Origin of the sequence: Hymenobacter sp. PAMC 26628 (assembly GCF_001562275.1) — a bacterium.
In the GTDB taxonomy this organism is placed as follows: domain Bacteria; phylum Bacteroidota; class Bacteroidia; order Cytophagales; family Hymenobacteraceae; genus Hymenobacter.
On record NZ_CP014304.1, the window covers coordinates 998,932 to 1,019,126 of the forward strand.

Below are 20,195 nucleotides of genomic sequence, written 5' to 3' on the forward strand. Positions count from 1 at the left end.
AAGTGCGTTCGTAGATTAGCCCTCGCCCAAGGCTAGCCAGCAAGGAAAACAAGCCTCGTGCAAGCTGGCTTCGGGCGGCAGCGCTGTTGAGGATGCTGAGGGATATAATGGACATTTGTTACCCACTCCGGCAAGGCTTTTTTCACCTAATGGGGCCCTGCTCGGGCCGGTGCCCGGCCGCTAGCAGGCGTGGCCGTCAGGGGCCAGTGTAAGGGGCAAAATGGTCGCGCGCGCGCGCGGGCACTATGCCATCGGGGCGGGCCCAGGGCTCTAGCGGAGCTAAGGGTAGGGCCAGTAGGTGGGCTACGGTTTGGGTGGCTGGGTCGGGGTAGGCGGGTACGCCAATGGTAAGGGCGCGCTGCGGCACGTTGAGGCGCAGGGTACGGTGCAGGCGGTCCCAAATGCTGAGCACTACGCCGAAATTGCTCTGCGTTTCGGCGCGCACCACCGAGTGGTGGATGCCGTGGGCGCGTGGCGTTACGAGCAGCGGCACCAAGCGGCGCTCGGCAGCCAGCGGCAGCCGCCAGTTGCTGTGCTGCACGGCGGTACAAGCTTCGAATACCACCTCATAGCCCAGGGCCGTGGCGGGGCGCACGCCCAGCAGCGCCGGCAGCCCGGCCCGGTATGGGACGCTGGCCAGCATCTCGCCAAAGTGAAAGCGCCAGGCCGTGGTCAGGTCCATGTCGAGGTCGGAGTGGTGCACGCGGTGCAGGCGCCACAGCAGCGGCGAGTGCAACAGCCGGTGCCAGGTATAGGCCAGGTAATCAAGCAGCAGCAGCTCGGCGGTGGTGCGCAGGGGCGCGGGCAAGTTGGCCAGCAGTTGGGCTGAGCGGTGCGGAGCTGCCAGCTGCGCCAGGCCCACCACGGCGGGCAGCAACGTGAGGCGCATGGCGGGCAGCGAGGGCGCGGCCAGCAGCACGTTGCGCAGCCAGCGCTCGGAGCGCGGGCGGGTGCGGCGGCGCAACGGGTAGCGGGTTTCGAGCAGCAGCACGGCCACGCCCACCACCGCTAGTACCGGAGCGGCCCAGCGGTCGAAGCGCTTGAGTAGGGGATGGGCAAGAGGCAAAATAGCCACGGCAAACAACGAAATAAGTGAGAAACCCGCGCCCCTATAACCACCGCCGGGCGCGGACGGTTGCTGAAGAGTTGGCAGCAGCGCGCCGGCGGCCGGTACCGGCTAGGCTGCGCTGCGTAGGAAAAGCCGGCGCGGCACTTTCTTAGTCATTACGCAATAACCTGGCTTTGCTTGGTAGTTAGTATCATAATTCCAGCCCATAACGAGGCCGATACCCTGGGGGCCCTGCTGCCCTACCTGCGCCAACCCGCGCCAGGCGAGCCCACGCTCGAAATTCTGGTAGTAGACGGCGGCAGTACCGACGGCACGGTGGCCGTGGCCCGGCAGGCCGGGGCTACCGTGCTGCACAGCCCGCACCGGGGGCGTGCCGCCCAGCTCAACTACGGGGCGCAGCGGGCGCGGGGCGAGCTGTTATATTTTTTGCACGCCGACTCGTACCCGCCGCCCGGTTTTTTGGGTGAGCTGCGGCGGGCCGTGGAGGCGGGCTACGCGGCGGGCTGCTACCGGCTGGCGTTTGACAATGGGCACTGGTTCTTGCGATTCAGCGCGTGGTGCACGCGCCTGCCGTTCACGGCCGTGCGGTTTGGTGACCAAAGCCTGTTCGTGCGCCGGGAGCTGTTTGCGCAAGTCGGTGGCTACCGCGAAGACTTGCTCCTCATGGAAGACCAGGAAATTGTGGCGCGGCTGCGGGCCCTAGGGGCTTTCAAGGTATTGCCCCGGGCGGTGACTACTTCGGCGCGTAAGTACCTAGCTAATGGGGTGTTGCGCTTGCAGGCAATTTTTGCCCTGCTCGTGGGGCTTTACTACCTGGGCGTGCCCCAGCGCCACTTGGTACGGCTGTACCGGCGGCTTATCCGGCAGGGCAAGCTCTAGTAGGATAAATCTAGTATCTTGTCGGGTAAAATGACCTGACAAATGGCGAAGTATTATGTCTTAGCGCTGAGGGCCGAAGAACAGGCCTCGCTAACGGAACTCGTGCAGCAGCGGCGCGTGGCCAGCGCCCGGCTTGTGCGGGCTCAGTGCCTGTTGGCCGTAGCTACAAACGGCTTGAACTGGAGCGACACCCAGACTAGCCAAGCCTACGGCGTGAGTACGCGCACCCTGGAGCGCCTGCGCCAACGCGCCTGCGAGGCGGGCGTGGAGGCCGCCCTGCTGGGGCAGCCCCGCCAGCAGTGGCCGGCCAGTAAGTACACCGGGGAGGTGGAGGCGCACCTGGCCGCGGCGGCCTGCTCCACCCCGCCCGAAGGGTACGCCCACTGGACATTGCGCTTGTTGGCCGCTCACCTGGTCACGCTGCAGGTGCTGCCCGAGGCCAGCCCGGCGATGGTGGGGCGGGTACTAAAAAAAATGCGTTACAGCCCTGGAAGCGACAGATGTGGGTGATTCCACCCGCTCAGAACGCGGCCTTCGTCTGCGCCATGGAACGGGTGCTTGACGTCTACCAACGCCCGTACGACCCAGCCCAGCCAGTCGTGTGCCTGGATGAGTCGCCCAAGCAATTACTACGCGAAAGCCGCGTGCCACTCCCGCTGCCCGATGGCAGCACCCGCTACGACTGCGAGTACCACCGCCAGGGCGTGGCCCAGGTGTATATGCTGCACGAGCCGCTGGCCGGTCGCCGCCGGGTGCAGGTCGAAGACCGCCATGACCGACTCACGTTTGCCCGGGCGGTAGCCCGCCTGCTGGAGGAGGACTACGCCCAAGCGACGCGCGTGACGCTGGTGCTCGACAATTTGTCGGCGCACCAGCCCGCCGCTTTTTACGAGATTTTTGACCCGGTACGGGCGCACGCCCTGTTGCAGCGCGTGGAATTTGTGTTCACCCCCAAGCATGGCTCGTGGCTCAACATGGCTGAAATCGAGTTTGCCGCCCTGCTCACCCACGGCCTGCCGCAGCGCGTGCCCGACCGGCCGACGCTGGAAGCGCACTGCTACGCTTGGCAACTAGCGCGCAACCAACTGGGGGCACCCACCAACTGGCAGTTTACAACCGAGAAGGCCCGCATCAAACTCAAACGGTTGTACCCGACAACCGGCTAGATTTGACCTACTAGCGGGTGGCGGGCCGTAGCTTGCCGGCTGTTTGCCACAAAGCCCGTTTTTTGCATGAATTCTGCCGCCGCTCTGCCCGCGCACCTGCTCATTTTTGCCCGCGAGCCAGTGCTGGGCCGCGTAAAAACCCGCCTCGCCGCCGGCATCGGGGCCGAGGCAGCGCTGGCAACTTACCGCCAACTGCTGGCCCTCACAGCCCAGGCCGTGGCCGCCGCGCAAGTGCCCGCTACCGTGTGGCTGGCCGAGGCCCCCGCCCTGCCTTTCGACTCCACCCAGCCCCGGCCCGAGTGGCCCGGCCTGCCCTGGCGCGTGCAGCCGCCCGCCGAATTGCTGGGCGCGCGCATGGCCCACGCATTCGGTGCAGCGTTTGAGGCGGGTGCAGGCCGGGCCGCTATCATCGGCACCGACTGCCCTAGCCTAAGCGCCGAACTGCTGCGGCAGGCCTTCGAGCTGCTGCTGACGCACGATGTGGTGTTGGGCCCCGCCGCCGATGGCGGCTATTACCTGCTGGGAATGAATAAGCTGGAGCCTGATTTATTTGCTAACAAGGACTGGAGCACTGCCACCGTGCTGCCCGACACCCTGGCCGATGCTGCCCGCCTGGGCCTGCGCGTGGCCCAGCTACCCACCCTGCACGACGTTGACTCGGCCGAGGACCTGGCCATTTGGCGAATGAGCGAATGAGCAAATTGGTGAGCGAGTTGCTTCCGTGCGGTCACCATGGTGCTCTTTCGAACTCACTCACCGGTTCACTCGCTCATCAACTCACCAATTACCACCTCCCAGGCAGCCCAGGCCAGCACGCCGCCGTATTCGAGGGTGAGTAGCAGGCCACTTTCGGTGTAGGTATTTGTGCGGTAGGCCGCGTAGGAAAGTACCGCCAGCCCGGCCCATACCCGGGCGTAGCGCAGCGGCGAAAAGCAGCTGAGCGCCACCAGCGGCACCAAGTACCAAGGGTGCACAATGGTGGCCAGCGCAAAATAGCCGCTGAGCGTGAGCAGCAGCAGCTGCGGCACTGCTGCCAGCCGGGGCCGCCCCGCCCGCCGTGCCAGCCAAAAGGCCAGGTACGCCGCAGCCAGCCCCAACAGGGGCCCCAGGCCGCCTACCAGGTCGAAGCCCGTCAGCCACTTGCCCAGGCCCAACAAGAGGTAGAACACGCTGGCGTTGAACTCGAAGCTCTGAAAATACAAGTCGAGGCTGAGGCCAATGTGCAGCAGCAAGTTCCACGATAAATAAGGCAGGAACAGCAGCCCTAAGCTGCCCGCCAGCACCGCCAAAAACCACCGGAAGCGCCGCCGCCCCAGTTGCCGGGCCAGCAGCGGCAGCGCCAGCAGCGGCAGCAGCTTGGTGGCCACGGCCAGGGCCAGGGCCCCGGCGGCCAGCCGGGTGCGGCGGCGCACCAGCAGCGCCCCGGTCAGCAGCAAAAAGCACACTACTACCCCCTCCATATGCACGTTGCCGGCCACCTCCACTACAGCCAGCGGGTGCAGTAGGTAGGCCAGGGCGCGGCGCGCAGGCCAGCCCGCCAGGGGCAGCAACCACAGCAATAGCGCCGCCGCCACCGCGTCGGCCAGCAGCAGTGCCAGGCGCACCACTACCAGGAAGCCGGTTTCGGACGTGGGACAGGCCGCGGCGGCGGCCCGGTACAGGCCCTGGGCCACGGGCGGATACACCGAGAAGTAATCGGGAGAGTTGAGGCGCGGCAGCAAGCGGCGCAGCTCGGCCAGGGGCAGGGCAGCTGAGTCGGCGGGTGGGTGCCGCAGCAGTTGCCGGGGCGTTTCGGCGAAGGGGTTGTAGCTGTGGCTGGCCAGCAGGCCGTCCCAGCGGAAGCGGTAAAAGTCGTCGCTCAGCGCCGGGGTGGCCGGCAGCCACAGCAGCCTAAACACCAGCGCCGCACCCAGCCCCCAGCGCAGCGGCAGCCGCGTGTGCAGCAGCCACGCATAGGCCACGCCCGCCCCCGCAAACAATCCCACCAGTTGCCCAAACTGTGCCCGCGGCGTAGCGTAGGCCAGGCCCCAGTAAGCCGCGCCGCTCAGCAGCAGCGCGAGAAATTGGGTGGCGCGGAGCAAATGAGGATGAGCCGGGGTGGTCAATTAAGAGCAGTGGAGTAAAGTAGGTGAGCGAAAAAAACGGCCACGCTGAACGCCGCGAAGCATGACGTGATTTCAGTAGCAACCCCATGATGCGTTAGGCTACCAGTACTTAAAAATCGTCCATAATATTTTGTAGCCCGCCCCGATGGTGCCGCGCACCGTGCCCGACACCTTGCTTACGCCAATGCGGCGGCGGTAGCGCACCGGTACCTCGGCCACGCGCAGGCCCAGGCGAGCAGCTTTCACCTGCATTTCCACCGTCCAGCCGTAGTTGGTGTCCACCATGCCGATGCGAGCCAGTGCGTCGGCCCGCACGGCGCGGAAGGGCCCCAGGTCGGTGTGGGCACCGCCGTAGCGCAGGCGCAACAAACGGGCAGCTAGCCAGTTACCGAAACGCTGCTGGGGCAGCAGCGCGCCGCGCTCGCGCTGGCCCAGCGCCCGTGAGCCAATCACGAGCTCGGCCGAACCGCTGAGGATGGGGGCCAGCAGGGCAGGCATTTCCTCGGGAAAATCGGAGTGGTCGCCGTCCAGAAACACAATGATTTCCGGGATTCGGCCGGCGGGCTGGGCAGCGTAGTAGGCCAGCCCGGCTAGGCAGGCCTGGCCGTAGCCGGGGCGTGGCTCGGCCACCACGGTGGCCCCGGCGGCGCGGGCGGCGGCGGCGGTGGCATCGGTTGAGGCATTGTCTACCACCACTACTTCCTGCACCAGCCCAGCGGGTATTTCGCTCAATACCAAGGCAATGGATTTCTCCTCGTTGTGGGCCGGAATGAGCACGGCAATGCGGGGCAAGGAGGCAGTCAAGAGTAAGTAGGGCACAAGGAGAGCCGCAAAGAAAGCGGGTAGCGCGCCGGGGCCCTGGTTGGGACGCAGCAGTTGCTTCTCAAAAAAACCTGTCTGACAATTGCTTATCCCAGAAAGACGTTGATTTCCTCCACCGTGGCGCGGGCCGAGCGGCCCACCCCAATGAGCGTAGCCGAGGCAAAGCCCGTCCAGCTGCCATAGCCCACCAGCCAAAGCCCCGGCAGCGCCAGGGCGCGGGTGCCGGCCGTGGCCACGCGCCCGTCGGGCCCCACCAGCCCGAGCCCACCCAAAAAGCCCAGCACCGGCCGGAAGCCCGTGCACCAGATAACGGCGTCGAACGCTTCGGCCCGGCCATCGGGCCAGACCACACCGGTGGCGGTGAAGCGCGCCGGTGGGCGCACGCTGTGCAGCACGCAGCGCGCGCGGGCCGCCCGCACCTCGGGCACCATCACCACGTCGCCGAGGCTGGGGGGCGGGGTGGTGATAGTGCCGGCCCGGTAGCGCTGGGTAGCCTGGTCAAAAAGCACGCGGCCATCCACGTCGTCGGGCAGCACGTGGGGCGCTCGGTGGCCCAAGTAGTGCGGGCCACCCGCGACACATCGGCCAGAATTTGGGCCCCCGAGTTGCCGCCACCTACCACCAGCACGCGCTGCCCGGCAAAGGCCCCTGCCTGGCGGTACTGCGCCGAGTGCAGTTGCTTGCCGCCAAACAGCTCCCGGCCCGCGTATTCGGGCAGAAAAGGCTGGCCCCACGAGCCAGTGGCCGCCACCACGGCCCGCGCCCGCCAGGGGCCCTGATTGGTGGCCACCACGAAGCTGGCCCCGGCGCGAGCCACCGCCGCCACGCGCATCGGCCGGTGCACGGGCAGGGCGTAGCGGCGCTCGTAGTCAGTGAGATATGCTACTACCGCGTCGCGGGGCGGAAACTCGGGACCGCCGGGGGCCGGGCGAGGCATGGGCCAGCCGGGCAGCGAGTTGGCCTCGGCCGGCGAAAACAGGTGCGGTGCATCCCAGCCGTGGGGCTACGCACCACCGGGCTGCGGCTGGTCGTCGAGCAGGGCAAATGAGTAGCCCGCCCGGCGCAGTAGCCCACGGCCAGCCCGTTTTGCCCCGTGCCAATCACCAATACATCAACCGTTTGCGAAACCATTAAGCGGCTAGTTGGCTCCAAAGTGGGCCTGCACAAAGCTGTGGGCGTAGGCCTTCACCTCGTCGCGCACGGCCCGAAACTGCTGCATAATTTCGTCGCCGGTGCCGGTGGCTTTGGCAGGGTCGGGGAAGTTGTGGTGCAGCTTTTGGGCCGACGAGGGAAACACTGGGCAGGCCTCGTGGGCGTGGTCGCACACCGTGAGCACATAATCGAACGGCACGGCGGCGTACTCGTCCACGTGGTTGCTGGTATGGTGGCTGATGTCCACGCCGTCTTCAGCCATCACGCGCACGGCGCGGGGGTTGAGGCCGTGGGTTTCGATGCCGGCCGAGTACATGGTGGCGCGGTCGCCCAGCAATTGCTGGAGGTAGCCGTGCAGCAGCTGGCTGCGGCACGAGTTGCCGGTGCACAGCACCAGGATGTTGGTCTTCATGGGTCTAGGGATACCTACCGTGGGGCTGCGGCGCTCCAGCAGCAGGGTGTCGCGCCACACGCCGGCCAGCTGGGCAATACGCTCGCGCCGGCCCACCAGCCGAAAGCCGTGGGCCGTGTGCAGCGCCAGGCTGGCCGCGTTCTCCGGAAAAATGCCGGCTTGCAGCGTCCACAGGCCCTGGGTTTCGGCGCTGCGCACCAGCGCGCCTAGTAGCTGCCGGCCCACGCCCTGGCCCCGCGCCTCGGCCGCCACGTAGATGCTTACTTCCGCCACGCCCTCGTACACGCAGCGGCTCGACACGGGCGACAGCGCCGCCCAGCCCAGCACTAGGTCCGCTGCGCCCAGGGCTACCAAGCGGCTGTGCGGCAGGTGGCTGGCGTCCCAGTCAGTCCAGGGCGGGGCCTCGGTCGTGAACGTGGCCTGCCCAGTGGCAATACCGGCTTCGTAAATGGCGCGGGCGGCCGGCCAGTGGGCAGCGGTGAAAGCACCTATCTGCATAGAAAAGACTGTTAATGCATTTATTGCCAACTGCTTAGCAGCAGCCCCCGCCCGGCATGCAGCCGGCTACCGACAGCTGCGGCAGTGCAAAGGCTGCGTTGGGAATGCCGCAGGCATCTTGGGCCAGGCAAGCCGTTTGCTTAGGTGTAAGCCAGAAGTCGCGCCCGTCGAAGGCCAGGCCAAATTTGCCGATGGTGGCTTGCTGGTACTCCACCTCAATGTCCAGGTCCTGGGGCCCCAAAATGCGCGCCGAGAGCTGGAGGATGTGTAGAAATTTCTGCGGGGCCAGCCGGTGGTCGTAGTCGCCGGCTTCCCAGAGCTGGAAGTTGGCCACGGTTTCGCGGCGCTCCACGCCGCCGCAGTCGATGAAGTGCTTGGTTACCAGGCCCACCTCCGTCACGTGGAAGTGCGCCGGGAGCGCCGTGCCATCGGGCAGGCGGAAGCTGACGGCGGCAAGGCCCGCCAGGGCCTGCTGCATTTCGGATAGTTTCATGAGTAAAATGATAAGAATTGAAAAAACAAACGCTTAGCAGGCGCAGTCCGCGCCGTAGCCGCACACGTTGCCCGCCGTGGCCTCGTCAAAAAAAGTCATGAACTGCTGCCGCACCTGCCGCAACAGCTCCATATTAAGGCAGTAGCAGACGGTGAGCCCGTCGATTTCGCCGCGTATCAAATCCAGCGCCTTAAGCTCCTGCAAGTGCTGCGAAACGGTGGTGCGCGAGAGCGGCAACTCAGCCGCGATATCGCCCGAAATGCAGGTTTGCTTGCTGGCCAGTAACTGGATGATGGCCACTCGCGCCGGGTGGGCCAGGGCTTTGGCCACGCGCGCCAGCTGCTGTTGCTGGGCGGTGAAGGCGGTGGTTTTGGCGTAGGTCATGGCGTAGAAAAGCGACGGCTGGTAATCATCCCTGTAACTATGACGCAAATATACGTCATAATATGTCGTAATTTTACGTTATGTTGGAAACGATACTATTTGAGGGCCCTAAACCCACTGGCAGGGCAGGTGCGTAGGTGCTTAACCCGGCGGTTTGGGCGTTATTTGCTTTCTATGCACCTCGTTATCATTGGCAACGGCATTGCGGGCGTCACGGCGGCCATTACGGCGCGGCGGCTGGCGCCAGCGGCCCGCATCACGCTGATGGGGGCCGAGAGTGCGCACCATTATTCACGCCCCGCGCTCATGTACTTGTACTTAGGCCACTTGCGCTACGCTGACGTGAAGCCCTATGCCGATTGGTTTTGGGCCGAAAACCACCTGGAGCTGGTGCAGACCGAAGCTACTGGCGTCGATGTCGCTGCCCGCACCGTGCAGCTGGCCACCGGCCCGCACCTAGCATACGACCGGCTGCTGCTGGCCACCGGCTCGGTACCGCGCATCCCCGACTGGCCCGGCCAGCAGCTAGCCGGCGTGCAAGGATTTTACGGCCTGCCCGATTTGGAAACCATGAGCCGCAACACCCAGGGCATCCGCCGCGCTGTGGTGGTGGGCGGCGGCCTCATCGGCGTAGAATTGGCCGAAATGCTGCACTCGCGCGGCATCCACGTCACCTGGCTGGTGCGTGAAGGGCGCTACTGGCAGTCGGTGCTACCCCCCGAAGAATCGGCCCTGCTAGAGGCGTACTTCAGAAAATACAACATTGATTTACAGCTTAATAGTGAGGTGCGCGAGTTGCTGGGTAACGTCCAGGGCCAAGTGCGGGCCGTGGTCACGACTACTGGCCAGGAGCTGCCCGCCGAGTGGGTAGGGCTAGCCACCGGCGTGCAGCCCAACCTGGCTTTGGCTAAAGCCGCCGGCCTTGACACCGACCGCGGCATCCTGGTCAACGAGCTGCTCGAAACCAGTGCGCCGGGCGTGTACGCGGCCGGCGACTGCGCCCAGCACCGCCAGCCTGCCCCTGGCGAGGTAGCCGTGGAGCAGCTCTGGTACACCGGCCGGATGCAGGGCGAAACCGTGGCCCACACCCTCTGCGGCCAGCCCACGCCCTACCGGCGCGGCGAGTGGTTCAACTCGGCCAAGTTTTTCAACCTCGAATACCAGACTTACGGGCGGGTGCCTGCTCGGCCCACGGCCGGCATCGCCAGCTTCTGCTGGCAGCACCCAAATGGCCGGCACCTGCTGCGCCTCAACTTTCAGGAAAAAGACCAGGCTGTGACGGGCGTAAATGCCCTCGGCCTACGCCAGCGCCAGGACGTGTGGGAGCACTGGTTGCGCGAAAAAACGCCCATCGGCACTGTGCTGGCGCAACTGGCAGCGGCCAATTTTGACCCCGAGTTTGCCCGGCAACACGAAGCAGCCATCCGGCGCGCGTTTGCGCGGCAGTTTCCGAGCATTGCGGTGGCGAAGCCGCGCCGTAAGGGGCTGTTCGGGCTGTTGAAGTAGCGAATATAACCAAGCAGAACGCCAGGCTGACCGCCAAGAAAAATCTTCAAAAGAACGTCATGCCGACGGCTGGAAGCCTCTCTGCCGCTTCGTCAGCGCTAGTAAACGAAGCAGTAAGGATGCTTTCTGTCGTTAGTATAATGTTCACTAATAAGTATTTGTAAAAAAAATATGCAAGACCTTACCGCGCCCTCGCTGGCCCTGGCCCAACCGCCGCCGGCTGCCGTGCCGGCCGGCGAAAAGCTGCCCCTGGCGGCGGTGGCCCTGGGCCTGCTGGCGCTGCTGGCCGCTGCCGCCGATGCCGACCCCGGCCGCGCCCGGCTCAGCCTGTGCCTGGCCCTGGCGCTGGTGAGCGGTGGGGCCCTGGGCTGGGCCTGGCTGGCGTTTGGGCAGCGGCCCCCCGGCTGGCACCCGCACGACTTATGGCGGCGGGCCAGCACTAGCCGGGGGGCTGTGGCTTGGGCCACGGGCGTGGCCCTCACGGGCTTTTACGTGGTGCTGTACTGGTTTCCGTGGCTGCTCGAAAACCTCATTAGGGCCCTCGACCCCTTCAGCCAGTGGCTGCGCCACCGGCCGGCCGACCAGTGGTTTCTCTACGGCACGTTTTACACGCTGGCGGTGCTGGTGCTGGGCGGCCGGGGCCTGTGGAAATATCGGTTTTCGCGCTACCACCTGGCGCGCACCGCGTCGGTGATGTTCTTCCAGCTGGGCTTTGGATTTTTGCTGCCGGGGCTGCTGCTGGCTCTGCAAAAGCCCGAGTATTACTTCTCGTATTTCTGGCCGCTGAAGTACGACTACCTGTTTCCCGGCACAGTAGCGCAGCTGCTGCACGGCGGCGGGCTGGGCGCGTTTATGGTTTTCTGGGGGGTAGTAATGTCGTTTCTGGCCACGCCGGTGCTCACGTATTTCTTAGGCAAGCGCTGGTACTGCGCCTGGGTGTGCGGCTGCGGTGGCCTGGCCGAAACCGCCGGCGATGCTTACCGCCACCTCTCCGACAAAAGCCGCCAGGCCTGGCGCTGGGAAGTGCGCCTCATCTACCCCATTCTGGGGCTGATAATCCTACTCACGGGGCTGCTGTGGGTGGGGGCCTCGGGGGCGGTGCCGGCGCTGGGCGTGGTCACGGGGCCCCTGGGGCAGTTCTACGGCTTCGTCATTGGCAGCGTGTTTTCGGGCATTGTGGGCGTGGGCTTTTATCCGCTCATGGGCAGCAGGGTGTGGTGCCGCTTTGGCTGCCCCATGGCCGCCTACCTGGGCCTGCTGCAAAAACACTTTTCCCGTTTCCGCATCAGCACCAACGGCGGGCAGTGCATCTCGTGCGGCAACTGCTCCAACGCCTGCGAAATGGGCATCGACGTGAAGCAGTACGCTCAGCGCGGTGAGCCCATCGTGCGGGCCGCCTGCGTGGGCTGCGGCCTCTGCGCCACCGCCTGCCCCCGCGGCGTGCTCAACCTGGAGAACGGCCCGCGCGAGGGCCGACTGGCGGCTTCCACGTTCATCCACGCCGATTCGTTGCGAATTTTGTAGGGTGTTGTTGAACAAATAGGGCAAAACCTCCGGCGCGGGCACACAGGCAAGCTATCATTTGGGTTAACAGCTTGTAAAGCAATAGCAATGAACAAATCAGCCGGTTATGAAAGCGTAGCGACCGTTTTTATCAAAGGCCGCGGTTGCGCGGTCAATGGCGCCGGTACATCTTCCGTCCGGGATTGGGTGCGCACCCTTTCGTCCGGGTCCACGGTGCTAGACATTGGCTGCGGAACGGGTGTCCCGATTTCCAAGACGTTGATTGAGGAAGGCATGACGGTTTACGGAATTGACGCCTCGCCTACTTTGGTCAACGCTTTCCAGAAAAACTTTCCCAGTAGTCCCATCGCCTGCGAATCAGTGGAGGATTCCTCCTTTTTCAATCTCGGATTTGACGCAATTGTTGCGTGGGGGCTACTGTTTTTGCTGTCGAAGGAATCACAAGTACTCGTCATCCAAAAGGCAGCTACCGCTTTGCGGACCGGCGGAAAATTACTGTTCACGGCCCCTTCTCAAAACGCCGAGTGGAAAGACGTTATGACCGGACAACAGTCCCTATCACTTGGAACAGCCAAGTACAAAGAGGTCTTGGCTACCGCAGGATTGTCGCTGCTGGAGGAATTTGAAGACGAAGGAGGAAACCACTATTTTAATACCGTTAAAAATTAACGAATGCCTACAGAAGTGTGCTAATCAGTTGTATTATTAATTTGCTGTTTAACAAGATATTAAGACACAAATTAAAACTGCGCTAAGCTCGACTCGGAGGTTTCCCCCATTTATTTAGTAACCCCCTTTATAGGACGCACGCCCGGCGGCAAGCCTCCTCAGCCTCCCTTCTATGCTGTTTCTTGAAACCGGGCTGGTCGTCCTCTACGGCGGCTGCCTGGTATTTATGCTGGGTTTCAGCCTCACGCAGTGGCGGCTTACGCGGCTGGCGCGCCGGGCCCCCGCACTGCCCGCGCCGCCCACGCCGCTGGCGTGGCCGCGCGTCACGGTGCAGCTGCCGGTGTACAATGAGTTGCCCGTGGTGGCCCGCATCATCGACGCGGCGGCGGCGCTCGACTACCCCGCCGGCTGCCTTCACATCCAGGTGCTCGACGACTCGACCGATGCAAGCGTGGCCGTAGCCGCCGCCCGCGTGGCCCACCACCGGGCGCGCGGCACGCGTATCAGCCACGTGCGGCGGCCCACCCGCCAGGGCTACAAAGCCGGGGCCCTGGCCCACGGCCTGGCCGAAACCGACGGCGAGTTCATCGCCATTTTCGACGCCGATTTCATTCCGGAGCCCGATTTTCTGCGCCGGGTTATCCCGCATTTCACCGGCCCCGAAATCGGCATGGTACAAACCCGCTGGGGCCACCTCAACGAAAACGACTCGCTGCTCACGCGCCTGCAAGCCTTTGGGCTGAACGCGCACTTTCTGGTGGAGCAGGTGGGCCGGCAGGTGGGCGGGCACTTCCTCAACTTCAACGGCACGGGCGGCGTGTGGCGGCGCACCTGCATCGAAGACGCCGGTGGTTGGCAGGCCGATACCCTCACCGAAGACCTCGACCTGAGCTACCGCGCCCAGCTGCGCGGCTGGCGCTTCCGGTACCTGCCCGGGGTGGTGGCGCCCGCCGAGCTACCCGCCCACCTGGGGGCCCTCAAGTCGCAGCAGCACCGCTGGAACAAGGGCGCCGCCGAAACCGCCCGCAAGCACCTCGGCCGGGTGTGGCGCGCGCCGGCCCTGCCGCTGGCCACCAAGCTGCACGCCACGTTTCACTTGCTGAACAGCTCCGTATTTGCCGTCATTTTGCTGATGGCGCTGCTAAGCGTGCCGCTGGTGCTGGTGCGGGCGCACCGGCCCGAGCTGGAGCCGGTTTTTCGGCTGGCGTCGATTTTTGTGTTTACGCTGCTGCCGCTGGTCTATTACTACTACGTGGCCTGGCGGCGGGCCGGGCCGGCGGCCGGGCGCTGGTTTGCGCCCACGTTTGGGCTGTTCATTTCGTTGTCGATGGGCCTGGCGCTGCACAACGCGCGGGCCGTAGGGCAGGGCCTGCTGCGGCGCGCCTCGCCCTTCGTGCGCACGCCCAAGCTGGGCATGGGCCCCACCGCTGGGGCCCCGGTCCCTCATCCCCGCCGGCCCCCCGCTGGCCCGCTGCCAACCGGCGAAGGGCTGCTGACGGTGTATTTTCTGGGCGGGCTGGCGGCCGATTTTTATTACCGCAGCTACGGCCTGCTGTCGTTTCACGGGTTGCTGGTGGTGGGTTTTGGGGCCCTCACGGGCTACGCCTGGCGCGAGCGGCGAGGGTAGGGCAACCGCCGGGGGCCGCGCCTGCGTACTTGTGGGCATGACTACTTCCTCCTGGGTACGGTGGCTGAGCGGCGGGCTGCTGGCGGGCCTAGCGGCCGCCTACTACAGCCGCCAAACCGACGCCCCACCCACCACCAATAAGCTCTATTCGGCCATGCTCAACGGCCTGCTGAAGCAGTCGGTGCCTTACGTGAGCGTGGCGCAGCTCAGAAGCCAGCCGGCTCCGGTGCTGCTCGACACGCGCCCGCCCGCGGAGTTCGCCGTCAGCCACTTGCGTGGGGCGCGGGAGGTTGGCTACGACGATTTTTCCCTGGCCAAGGTGCAGGACTTGCCCAAGAATACGCCCATCGTGGTGTACTGCTCGGTGGGCGTGCGCAGTGAAAACATAGGGGCCCGGCTCCAGCAAGCTGGCTACACGCACGTGCGCAACCTCTACGGCGGCCTCTTCGAGTGGGTCAACGAAGGCCAGCCCATCGTCACGGGTCACGACCAGCCCACCACCCGCGTCCACGCCTACTCGCCCACCTGGGGCATTTGGCTTCAGCGCGGCCAAAAGGTGTACCAGTAGCGCAGTAGCGCGAACTACAAATTTCGCGCTACTGCGCTACTAGCTACTTCTCCAGCCGAATAATAAAATTCTTGAGCGGGTTCTTTTTGATAATTGTAATCAACTGGCTGTTAGCATACTGGTACTCGTCTTCGCGCCCATCGCGCAGGGCGTGCCAAGCGCCGTTCTGGCCTCGGCTCAGGGCAAAGTAGTCGCCGAAATACTCGGCAAAAGCCCGCGCCTGCCCCGCTGGCGGCTCGCCAAAAAACATGTTGGTGACGGCGTAGCGGATGGGCTGGGTTTCGGTGGCCCGGTAGTGGTGCTTGTACTGGTCGGCCACGATGTCGTAGTGGTCACCCTTCCACTCGGCCCGCGACGAAAAATCGCCCTGGTTGGTGTGCGCCTCCACCGTCGAGAGCAGTAGTTGGCCGCTGCGGAAGTGATTGGTTACCTGGTAGTAAATCTTGAGGTGGTAGAAGAGGAAATTCACCTTCACGTCGCTCACCAGCGCGTAGGTCACGTCGGCGCCCACCGGGGCCTGGCGCGTGGCCGTCATCGTGCCCACCCGCAGGCCCGCCACCTCAATGCCGTAGCGCCGCACCTCAGCCACCGCGGCTTTGGGGCCCTGGGCCGCCGCCAGCAGGGGTAAGGAGCTAAGGAAAAACAGGGTGGGCAACCTCATCATTGACAAGATGTTACCTAAAAGAACGTCATGCTGAGCGTAGCCGAAACGTCTCTATCGCGCAAGTAATTACTACTGCTGCGGTAGAGATGCTTCGGCTACGCTCAGCATGACGTTCTTTTTGAGCTAATTACTACCCACGCATTAGCAGCAACCGCCGCCGTCGTAGTGGTAGGTGGAGGGCGAAATGAATATATCGTCGCGGCCCAAGGCGGCTAGGTTGCCAGCGGTTTTATCGCACACGGCCAGCGGCTGGTTCTGCATGAGCACGTGGCCTTTGTGGTCGTCGAAGTACTCGTCGCCGCCGTAGAAGATGGCGGTACGGCCCGTGAAAATGCAGGGCCCATCGGCCGGCATCGGGTCCTTGATGGCGCAGACTTCGACGCTCTCAATGAAAATAACCTCATCGGTGGCGTAGTGTTGGGGCGAGAGCACGCGGTAGGCGCGCTTGGCCCGCACCTCGATGGTGCCGAAGCCGACCTCGGCAATCATATCCAGGTACTGTTGCAAGGGCAGCGAGCCGGTGAGGCACAGGGCCCGCAGGCGCTCGTCGGCGCGCAGCTCGTCGCTCATGGGCTGCTCGCAGGTGGGGTCCGACATCACGAGGCGGCCGTGGGGCTTGAGCACGCGGTAGGTTTCCTGGAGGGCGCGCTTGAGGTCGTCGAGCTTGAAGATGTTAAACAGGCAGTTTTGGGCGGCCACGTCCACGCTCTTGTCGTCCACGGGCAGGTGCAGGGCGTCGCCGGCGCGCAGGTCAATAAAATCGCTTTTAAACCAAGCATTCTGCTCCTCAGCCGTTTGCATGTTGTCGCGCGAAGCGTCGAGCATCTCGTTCACCACGTCCACGCCGATTACGGCGCCCGGCCGGCGGCTGAAGTACGCGAACTGAAGCAGCTCCATGCCGCCGCCCACGCCCACGTAGAGCACGGTGGGCGAGTTGGTGAGGTCGCGCGGGTTCACGGTGCTGCCGCAGCCGTAGTTCATGCTCAGCATCCGCTGCGGAATGCTGAGGCCAGGCAGCTGCCACACGGGGTTGGTGGTGCAGCAAAGGCCCACCTGGGGCTCCTGGGCCGCCTGGCGGTACACGTCGGCAGTGGTATCTAAGTAGCTCATCTCAAGATTTTGGGGGGATAATCAGGGCAATATTACGGCGGGGGTGGGGCCCCGCGCAAAAGGCGTTTGAACAAGCCTACTGCTTGTTTAGATTCCAGTTGTAGTCCAGGTAAGAAATCTTGGTGCTGCCATCAATTTTGGCAGATGAGTAGCGGTTCACCCATTTCACCACCGACTGGCCGTTTTTCTCCCAATCGCCTTTGTACCAGTCGAAATATTTAGAGAGCTGGGCGTCTGATTTGCTGATTTTGTTCTTGGCCGGGTTATTTAGGAAGTCGCGGCCCTGGTCGTCGAGCTGTTTTTCGAGGGCGGCGGCCGTGTAGGCTTCGTTGCGCAGGCGCGGGCACGAGATGGAGGCGCACACCAGCGTAAAGTGGATGCGCGGGTCGTCAAATTTTTTGCGCAGGATGCCGTGCTCGATGTTGTCGAGGCTCATTTTTTCGCCCCCGATGCTGAAAAACTTGGCCGCCCAGGGCGTAGTCACGAACGGAATTTTAATTTTCGACCCAATGTCCTTGATGCTCGTCAGCGGGTAGTGGTCGAGGATGAGGCGGATGGTATAGGCGTTGTACGCGTTTATCCAGTAGGCCATCTGGTCGTTTTTGGACCAGTTGGCGGCGGGCGGGTTCTTGCTCAGTAGCGCCAAATACTGGTTGAAAGCAGCCTCGTCGGCCTTGAATCCCAGGTAGTTGACCAGCCCCTGGGCGTTGACGTGCTTCTTGAGCAGCCGGTCGTAGGCGCTGTGGTCCACCAGGGGCCCGGCGGCGGGCGTGGCGTAGGTGGGGGTAGGCACGGGGTTGAAACCGGGCACTACCACGGCCACGGCAGTGAGCGTGCTGGCGGCCAGCGCCAGCGCCGCAATGGTCGAGGTCTTCATAAGTTTGTTCATCGAGCGTGATATACGGCAAACCCGGCCCCTAAAGATTGCCGCTGGAAATCTAGCCGCCCCCGCGGGTCCGTACAGTCTGGTAGCTTCTCCCTTTATGCTCAGCATCATCATCCCCACCTACAACGAAGCCGCCAACATCGGCCGCCTGGTGGCCGAACTGCGCCGCCACGCTCCCGCCGACGCGGTCGAAATCTTGGTGGTGGACGCTGCCAGTCCCGACGGTACCGCCGCCGCTGCCCGCCAGGCCGGAGCTACGGTGCTGCAATCGGCCCGGCCCGGCCGCGCCGCCCAAATGAACCACGGCGCCCGCCATGCCCACGGCGATATCTTCTATTTCGTGCACGCCGACGTAGGCATTCACCCCGACTTTGCGGCCACTATTGCGGCGGCCGTGGCGCAGGGGCACGCGGCGGGCTGCTACCGCTTCCGGTTCGACTCGCCGCACCCGCTGCTGCGCATTAATAGCTACGGCACTCGCTTCGAGGGAATTATGAGCCGCGGGGGCGACCAAACGCTGTTTGTCACGCGGGCGCTGTTTGAGCAGTTGGGTGGCTTCAACGAGCGGTTTGTGATAATGGAGGATTTTGAAATAATCCAGCGCATTCGCAAAGCTGCCTCGTTTTTCATCGTGCCACAGGACGTCGTGGTTTCGGCCCGCAAGTACGAAACCAACGGCTGGCTGCGCGTGCAGCTGGCCAATTTGACGGCCTTTTCGCTGTTCTTCCTCAAGGTCCCGCCGCCGCGCATTGCCCGCACCTACAAGGCCCTGCTCAACTACCGCTGATGCCGCTGCTTCCGCTTCCCCGCGTGCTCGTAACCGGCGCCAACGGCTTTTTGGGCCGCCACCTCGTAGCCGAGCTGCTGCATCGGGGCTACCCCGTTCGGGCCCTGGTGCGGCCGGGCGGCGCGGCGGCGGGGGCCCTACCGCCCTTGCAATCATTGCCCATTGAAGTGTGCGAGGTTGACCTCACGCAAGCCGCCCGCAAAGCCGAAATGGCTGACACCATCGGCGGCTGCGGGGCCCTAATCCACGCCGCCGCGCTGGCCCAGGTGAACCCCGCCCGCAGCCGGGCGGTGTGGGCCGCTAACTTGGATGGTACCGAGCAAGTGCTGCGCCTGGCGCGAAAAGCGGGGGTGGAGCGCCTGGTGTACGTGGGGACTGCCAACGTCTTTGGCTTCGGCCCGAAACAGCGCCCCGGCGACGAAACCCGGCCCTACGCCGGCCGCCGCTACGGGCTTGATTACATGGACAGCAAGCGCGCCGCCGCCGACCTGGTGCTGCGCGCCGTGGCCCGCGAGCAGCTACCCGCCGTGCTGGTGCACCCCACCTTTATGCTGGGCACCGGCGATGCCCGGCCCACCTCGGGCGCACTGCTGCTGGAGCTGCTGGGCGGCCGCCTGCCCGGCTACCCGCTGGGCGGCAAAAACTACGTGCACGTGCACGACGTGGCCGTGGCCACCGTCAACGCCCTGACCCTGGGCCGCGTGGGTGAGTCCTACATTCTGGGCCATGAGAACCTAAGCTACCGCGAAGCCTTCGCTTTGATGGCCAGAACCATGGGGGTAGGGCCCCCGCGCTGGCCAGTGCCGCCGCCGCTGGCCAATTTCTACGGCGTAGTATGCGACCTTAAAGCCCGCCTCACCGGCCGCCCCAGTCAGGTAAATTCGGGTATGACGGCCGTGGCCAACGACGGCCATTACTTTACCCCGCAAAAAGCCCGCGCTGAATTGGCCCTGCCCCAAACCCCCGTTTCCCAAGCCGTGGCCGATGCCTTTGCCTGGTTTAAAACCCACGGCTATGTCCGATAAAAAGGCTAGCCCACTGGCGGGCCAGGTGGCCCTTATCACCGGCTCTGAGTCGGGCATCGGGCGCGAAACGGCCCGCGCCTTTTGCCAGCAGGGCGCGGCCGTGGTGCTCAACGGCCGCCAGGCCGCGCGCCTCGAAGCCACCCGCCAGGCCCTCGCCGCCGAGGGCTACCAGGTGGCCGCCTGCGTGGCCGACGTAACCGACTACGCCGCTGCCGAGCGCCTCATTGCCACAGCGATAGATGCGTTCGGCCGGCTCGACATTCTGGTCACCAACGCCAGTATTTCGATGCGCGCCTACTTCCGCGACCTCACGCCCGAGGTATTTCGGCAGGTGCTCGACAGCAACGTGTACGGCTCAGTGTATCCGCTCAAGGCAGCCCTGCCCCACCTCATTCGGGCCCAGGGTAGCGTTACGTTCATCTCTTCCATTTCGGCGCTGAACGGGATGCCCAGCGGCTCGGCCTACTGCGCCGGCAAGGCGGCCCTGGCCAACCTCGCCCACACCCTGCGCCTGGAGCTGGCCGATACCGGCGTGCACTTCGGGGTGGTGCACATCGGCTTCACCCAGAACGACGCCGACAAGCGCGTGCTCGACGCGGCGGGCCAGCCCGTGCCCATTGCGCACCGCCCGCCGCGCTGGCAAAAAACGCAGGCCGAGGTGGCGGCCATTATCTTGCGGCACGTGCGGCGGCGGCGGCGGCGCACGGTTATTTCGGCGCTGGGCCGGCTCATTTTGGTGGTGCACACGCTGCTGCCGCGCCTCGGCGACTGGGTGGTGCGCACCAGCCAGCGTCGCCTGCGGAACTTCTACGAATAACCCCGCCTTGCTTGGCGCAATCTGCTACCTCT

The 20,195-nt window shown here is 64.6% G+C and carries 23 protein-coding genes; 12 read left to right on the forward strand and 11 right to left on the reverse strand.

Annotated features, from left to right (window positions below; all coding sequences use genetic code 11):
- Positions 1-196: 196 nt before the first annotated feature.
- On the reverse strand, positions 197-1,075 hold the full coding sequence (locus tag AXW84_RS04690; RefSeq protein WP_157886817.1) for a sterol desaturase family protein: 879 nt from the start codon (positions 1,073-1,075) through the stop codon (positions 197-199).
- Between the two features lie 171 nt (positions 1,076-1,246).
- Between AXW84_RS04690 and AXW84_RS04695 the strand changes: the two genes are divergently transcribed.
- The 4 genes from AXW84_RS04695 (at position 1,247) to AXW84_RS04710 (ending at position 3,810) form a co-directional block, all read left to right on the forward strand.
- Positions 1,247-1,948, forward strand: coding sequence for a TIGR04283 family arsenosugar biosynthesis glycosyltransferase (locus AXW84_RS04695; protein ID WP_068229398.1), 702 nt, complete (start codon positions 1,247-1,249; stop codon positions 1,946-1,948).
- Between the two features lie 42 nt (positions 1,949-1,990).
- Positions 1,991-2,458: a helix-turn-helix domain-containing protein gene (locus tag AXW84_RS04700; RefSeq protein ID WP_068227630.1), complete on the forward strand. Its 468-nt coding sequence runs from the start codon at positions 1,991-1,993 to the stop codon at positions 2,456-2,458.
- Positions 2,449-3,114, forward strand: a complete 666-nt coding sequence (locus tag AXW84_RS04705; protein WP_082773621.1) for an IS630 family transposase — start codon at positions 2,449-2,451, stop codon at positions 3,112-3,114. Before AXW84_RS04700 ends, AXW84_RS04705 begins: the two co-directional genes overlap by 10 nt.
- 66 nt (positions 3,115-3,180) lie before the next feature.
- Positions 3,181-3,810, forward strand: a complete 630-nt coding sequence (locus tag AXW84_RS04710) for a TIGR04282 family arsenosugar biosynthesis glycosyltransferase (RefSeq protein ID WP_068229402.1) — start codon at positions 3,181-3,183, stop codon at positions 3,808-3,810.
- A 65-nt stretch (positions 3,811-3,875) separates the two neighbouring features.
- Here the strand turns inward: AXW84_RS04710 and AXW84_RS04715 are convergent, their stop codons facing one another.
- From AXW84_RS04715 to AXW84_RS04745, 7 genes are all read right to left on the reverse strand, one after another.
- Positions 3,876-5,195, reverse strand: a complete 1,320-nt coding sequence (locus AXW84_RS04715) for a hypothetical protein (RefSeq protein WP_068229404.1) — start codon at positions 5,193-5,195, stop codon at positions 3,876-3,878.
- Positions 5,196-5,318: 123 nt separating this feature from the next.
- On the reverse strand, positions 5,319-6,011 hold the full coding sequence (locus AXW84_RS04720) for a glycosyltransferase family 2 protein (RefSeq protein WP_068238917.1): 693 nt from the start codon (positions 6,009-6,011) through the stop codon (positions 5,319-5,321).
- Positions 6,012-6,127: 116 nt separating this feature from the next.
- Positions 6,128-6,550, reverse strand: a complete 423-nt coding sequence (locus AXW84_RS26350; protein ID WP_335339481.1) for a monooxygenase — start codon at positions 6,548-6,550, stop codon at positions 6,128-6,130.
- A complete protein-coding gene (locus AXW84_RS26355) occupies positions 6,472-6,978 on the reverse strand; it encodes an NAD(P)-binding domain-containing protein (protein WP_335339482.1) in 507 nt (168 codons plus the stop codon). Before AXW84_RS26355 ends, AXW84_RS26350 begins: the two co-directional genes overlap by 79 nt.
- 201 nt (positions 6,979-7,179) lie before the next feature.
- Positions 7,180-8,103 carry a GNAT family N-acetyltransferase gene (locus AXW84_RS26360; protein WP_335339483.1) on the reverse strand — a complete coding sequence of 308 codons (924 nt, stop codon included), beginning with the start codon at positions 8,101-8,103 and terminating at the stop codon, positions 7,180-7,182.
- A 34-nt stretch (positions 8,104-8,137) separates the two neighbouring features.
- Entirely contained in the window at positions 8,138-8,596 is a 459-nt protein-coding gene (locus AXW84_RS04740; protein WP_068229406.1) for a DUF6428 family protein, read from the reverse strand.
- A 33-nt stretch (positions 8,597-8,629) separates the two neighbouring features.
- Positions 8,630-8,980, reverse strand: coding sequence for an ArsR/SmtB family transcription factor (locus AXW84_RS04745; protein WP_068229409.1), 351 nt, complete (start codon positions 8,978-8,980; stop codon positions 8,630-8,632).
- A gap of 174 nt (positions 8,981-9,154) precedes the next feature.
- Between AXW84_RS04745 and AXW84_RS04750 the strand changes: the two genes are divergently transcribed.
- The 5 genes from AXW84_RS04750 to AXW84_RS04770 all read left to right on the forward strand — a co-directional run bounded on the left by AXW84_RS04750 (position 9,155) and on the right by AXW84_RS04770 (position 14,874).
- A complete protein-coding gene (locus AXW84_RS04750; RefSeq protein ID WP_068229412.1) occupies positions 9,155-10,486 on the forward strand; it encodes an NAD(P)/FAD-dependent oxidoreductase in 1,332 nt (443 codons plus the stop codon).
- 171 nt (positions 10,487-10,657) lie between these two features.
- Complete coding sequence (locus AXW84_RS04755) at positions 10,658-12,010, forward strand: 4Fe-4S binding protein (protein ID WP_082773701.1); 1,353 nt, start codon at positions 10,658-10,660, stop codon at positions 12,008-12,010.
- Between the two features lie 87 nt (positions 12,011-12,097).
- A complete protein-coding gene (locus AXW84_RS04760) occupies positions 12,098-12,679 on the forward strand; it encodes a class I SAM-dependent methyltransferase (protein ID WP_068229415.1) in 582 nt (193 codons plus the stop codon).
- 172 nt (positions 12,680-12,851) lie between these two features.
- Entirely contained in the window at positions 12,852-14,306 is a 1,455-nt protein-coding gene (locus AXW84_RS04765) for a cellulose synthase family protein (RefSeq protein WP_068229418.1), read from the forward strand.
- Between the two features lie 37 nt (positions 14,307-14,343).
- Complete coding sequence (locus tag AXW84_RS04770) at positions 14,344-14,874, forward strand: rhodanese-like domain-containing protein (protein ID WP_068229421.1); 531 nt, start codon at positions 14,344-14,346, stop codon at positions 14,872-14,874.
- A 43-nt stretch (positions 14,875-14,917) separates the two neighbouring features.
- Here AXW84_RS04770 and AXW84_RS04775 read toward each other — a convergent pair whose 3' ends face one another.
- The 3 genes from AXW84_RS04775 to AXW84_RS04785 all read right to left on the reverse strand — a co-directional run bounded on the left by AXW84_RS04775 (position 14,918) and on the right by AXW84_RS04785 (position 17,525).
- A complete protein-coding gene (locus AXW84_RS04775; RefSeq protein WP_236943246.1) occupies positions 14,918-15,538 on the reverse strand; it encodes a DUF6134 family protein in 621 nt (206 codons plus the stop codon).
- Between the two features lie 141 nt (positions 15,539-15,679).
- Positions 15,680-16,648 carry an arsenosugar biosynthesis arsenite methyltransferase ArsM gene (arsM, locus tag AXW84_RS04780; protein WP_068229424.1) on the reverse strand — a complete coding sequence of 323 codons (969 nt, stop codon included), beginning with the start codon at positions 16,646-16,648 and terminating at the stop codon, positions 15,680-15,682.
- Between the two features lie 76 nt (positions 16,649-16,724).
- Positions 16,725-17,525 carry a DUF547 domain-containing protein gene (locus tag AXW84_RS04785; RefSeq protein ID WP_068238925.1) on the reverse strand — a complete coding sequence of 267 codons (801 nt, stop codon included), beginning with the start codon at positions 17,523-17,525 and terminating at the stop codon, positions 16,725-16,727.
- A 106-nt stretch (positions 17,526-17,631) separates the two neighbouring features.
- Here AXW84_RS04785 and AXW84_RS04790 point away from each other — a divergent pair, with 106 nt between their 5' ends.
- From AXW84_RS04790 to AXW84_RS04800, 3 genes are read left to right on the forward strand one after another with little or no spacing between them, the layout of a single operon-like run.
- On the forward strand, positions 17,632-18,321 hold the full coding sequence (locus AXW84_RS04790; protein WP_068229427.1) for a TIGR04283 family arsenosugar biosynthesis glycosyltransferase: 690 nt from the start codon (positions 17,632-17,634) through the stop codon (positions 18,319-18,321).
- Positions 18,321-19,346 carry an NAD-dependent epimerase/dehydratase family protein gene (locus tag AXW84_RS04795; RefSeq protein ID WP_068229429.1) on the forward strand — a complete coding sequence of 342 codons (1,026 nt, stop codon included), beginning with the start codon at positions 18,321-18,323 and terminating at the stop codon, positions 19,344-19,346. Before AXW84_RS04790 ends, AXW84_RS04795 begins: the two co-directional genes overlap by 1 nt.
- On the forward strand, positions 19,336-20,163 hold the full coding sequence (locus tag AXW84_RS04800) for an SDR family oxidoreductase (RefSeq protein ID WP_236943247.1): 828 nt from the start codon (positions 19,336-19,338) through the stop codon (positions 20,161-20,163). The genes AXW84_RS04795 and AXW84_RS04800 overlap by 11 nt, the downstream gene beginning before the upstream one ends.
- Positions 20,164-20,195 lie beyond the last annotated feature (32 nt).